This window comes from Burkholderia sp. HAN2018, from assembly GCF_024704855.1.
Taxonomy (GTDB): domain Bacteria; phylum Pseudomonadota; class Gammaproteobacteria; order Burkholderiales; family Burkholderiaceae; genus Burkholderia; species Burkholderia cepacia.
Genome location: NZ_QOBB01000440.1, coordinates 1 through 2623, shown reverse-complemented (window position 1 = coordinate 2623; position 2623 = coordinate 1). Strand labels below are relative to the sequence as shown.

Here is a 2623-nt window from a genome sequence, read left to right as displayed (position 1 = left end):
ACGACGGCGGGCGGCAGTGCCGGCGCGGCCGGCACCGACGACGCGGGCCGGTTGCCGGGGCGCAGCAGCGCCGTCGTCGTGCCGACCCGGCCCTGCGTGTCGTCGATCAGCAGCAGCGCGGCGTTCAACCCCGTCAACGGCGTCCGGGCGGTTTGCGCCGACGCCGGATCGCCGAAGCTCAGCAGTTGCGCGTTGCGCGCCGCGGTGAGCCATGCGGCAACCGTTGCCGGATCGTCGGTGCGGATCCGGAACGGGTGTGCTTCGTCGTCGTCCGGTTTGCCGCCGAACGCATGCCACTGGGCCGCCATCGCATCGAACGGGCGGCCGTCCGCGCGTGCGGTGCGCAGGTCCAGCGGCGCCGACGAATAGAGGGCGAGCGAGGCTTGCGCGTCCGGGCCGGCATCGCGCGTCACGCGCAGGATGATGCTGGTGCGCGAGTCGTCGATGTCGTCGGCATGGCTTTCGGCAATGCAACGATTGACGTTGTCGCAGACGACCGACCAGTTCTTGAAGTCGCGCTCGACCGGCGGCCGCGTGAGCGGACGGGCCTGGGCAACGATCGGGGAAACGGCGAGGAGGGCGGCGATGGCGAGCGAAAGGCGGTGCGACATGACGGTTCGTATCGACTGTGGATGGGCGGGCGCAAGACGTCGGACTGCAAGCGCATCGTCAGCAAGCGGGGCGGTCGAAGGCAGCGGCGCATGCAGGGGCGAGCTTTGCGGAACGGTTTCGAGTATACAGCCGCAATGGGCGCCGATCGCGGCGGCGGCGCGTCGTGTGCGGGCACGTACGTTGCTGGCCGGCACGGGGCGCACGTGCACGGATGCGCAAACGGCGCGATGCCCGCAGGCATCGCGCCGTTCGCTTTTCATCGTGCGTCGACCACGTCGCGCAGGAACGCGTCGAGCATCGCCACGTCGCCCCACGGCCGCTTGTATTCGCGATCGTGTTCGGCATCGGCGAGCATCGTCTCGACGAGCGCGTGGATCGCCGGCCGGCGCGGCCCGTATTCGCTTTCATTCGCGCTCATCTTCAGCGCGAGTAGCGCGTCGAGCTCCGCGCGCACCGACGGCTCGTGCACGGTGCCGTCGACGAGCGCCGCGAAACGCATCGGCGGCATCCCGAGCCCCGCGTCGATCCAGCGCACCGCGAGCAGCGGCCGCAGCACGTACAAGTATTTCTTGTAACGCACCGTGTCGCCTTGCAGATAGCCGCGAAAGTTCTTCTTCGCCATCGCGAGGTAGTGATGACGCCCGCGCACCGGCGAGAAGAACGCCGACGCCAGCGACCTGAGCCGCGGCGCCCAGCGCACGTCTTCGCGATACACGACGGGCGAGTCGAGCCATTCGAGCAGCGTCGGGTTCGAGCGGCGCAGCAGTTGCAGCGCCTTGCGCAGTTCCCAGCCGCTGACGTCCAGCTCGTCGTCGAGCGGCCGCTCGATCACGTCGCGTTGCGCTTCGACGCTCAGGTACCAGTCGCGCCGGTGCGCATACACGAAGCGCACGTCGTAGTCGCTGTCCGGCGAGGCGAATCCCCAGCCGCGGCTGCCCGATTCGCACGCGAACAGCACGCTCACGTCATGGCGGCGCTCGACTTCCGCGAGCTCAGCCATCACGCGCGCCCGCACGGCCGGGTCGACCGGGTGCGCACTGCGCACGGCAGTCAGTTGTTCCGTTTTCATGATTGTCGTTTCTCTCTCGTTGCGCGCGGCCGCCGGCCATCGGCCGCGCACCGCGCTATCCTTTCACGCACACCACCTGGCGCAGCGTATGCACCACTTCGACGAGGCTGCGCTGGGCTGCCATCACCGCGTCGATGTCCTTGTAGGCCATCGGGATTTCGTCGACGACGCCCGAGTCCTTCCGGCATTCGACGCCCTGGGTCGCCTTCACCTGATCGTCGACCGTGAAGCGGCGCTTCGCTTCGGTGCGGCTCATCGTCCGGCCCGCGCCGTGGCTGCACGAGCAGAAGCTTTCCGGGTTGCCGAGCCCGCGCACGATGAAGCTCTTCGCACCCATCGAGCCCGGAATGATCCCGAGCTGCCCCTTCTGCGCGGACACCGCACCCTTGCGCGTCACGAGCACGTCTTCGCCGAAATGGCGTTCGCGCTGCACATAGTTGTGGTGGCAGTTCACCGCGTGTTCGTCGACCGAGAACGGCTTCGCGATCACGCCGCGCGCCGCGCCGATCACCGCATCCATCATCGCCTGCCGGTTGCGCCGCGCATAGTCCTGCGCCCAGCCGACCGCCTCGACGTAGTCGTCGAAGTGGCGGCTGCCCTCGGTGAAATACGCGAGGTTGCGATCCGGCAGGTTCGCGATGTGCTGCCGCATGTCGGCCTGCGCGAGTTCGATGAACAGGCTGCCGATCGCATTGCCGACGCCGCGCGAGCCGCTGTGCAGCATGAACCACACGTGGTCCGCTTCGTCGACGCACACTTCGATGAAGTGGTTGCCGGTGCCGAGCGTGCCGAGATGCGCGTAGTGGTTCGTCTTTTCCAGCTTCGGATACTTGTCGACGATCCGCTGGAAGCCCGGTTGCAGCGACTTCCACGATTCGGTCACGGCGGCCGGCGTGCGGTCGCCCCACGCGCCCGGATCGCGGCGGCCCGGCGCGCGGCCGT

The 2623-nt window shown here is 68.5% G+C and carries 3 protein-coding genes; all 3 read right to left on the bottom strand.

What is annotated here, in order from left to right; all coding sequences use genetic code 11:
* Positions 1–611: DUF1176 domain-containing protein (locus DPV74_RS40715; protein ID WP_119339237.1), on the bottom strand; the 611-nt coding region annotated here is incomplete at its 3' end.
* Between the two features lie 257 nt (positions 612–868).
* Complete coding sequence (locus DPV74_RS40710) at positions 869–1681, bottom strand: nucleotidyltransferase domain-containing protein (protein ID WP_119339236.1); 813 nt, start codon at positions 1679–1681, stop codon at positions 869–871.
* A gap of 55 nt (positions 1682–1736) precedes the next feature.
* A partial coding sequence (locus DPV74_RS40705) for an RtcB family protein (RefSeq protein ID WP_162923314.1) occupies positions 1737–2623 on the bottom strand: 887 nt, incomplete at its 5' end.

Excerpts from the sequence above, each read along its gene's own strand:
- DPV74_RS40710 (WP_119339236.1), bottom strand. The coding sequence starts at position 1,681 with ATGAAAACGGAACAACTGACTGCCGTGCGCAGTGCGCACCCGGTCGAC.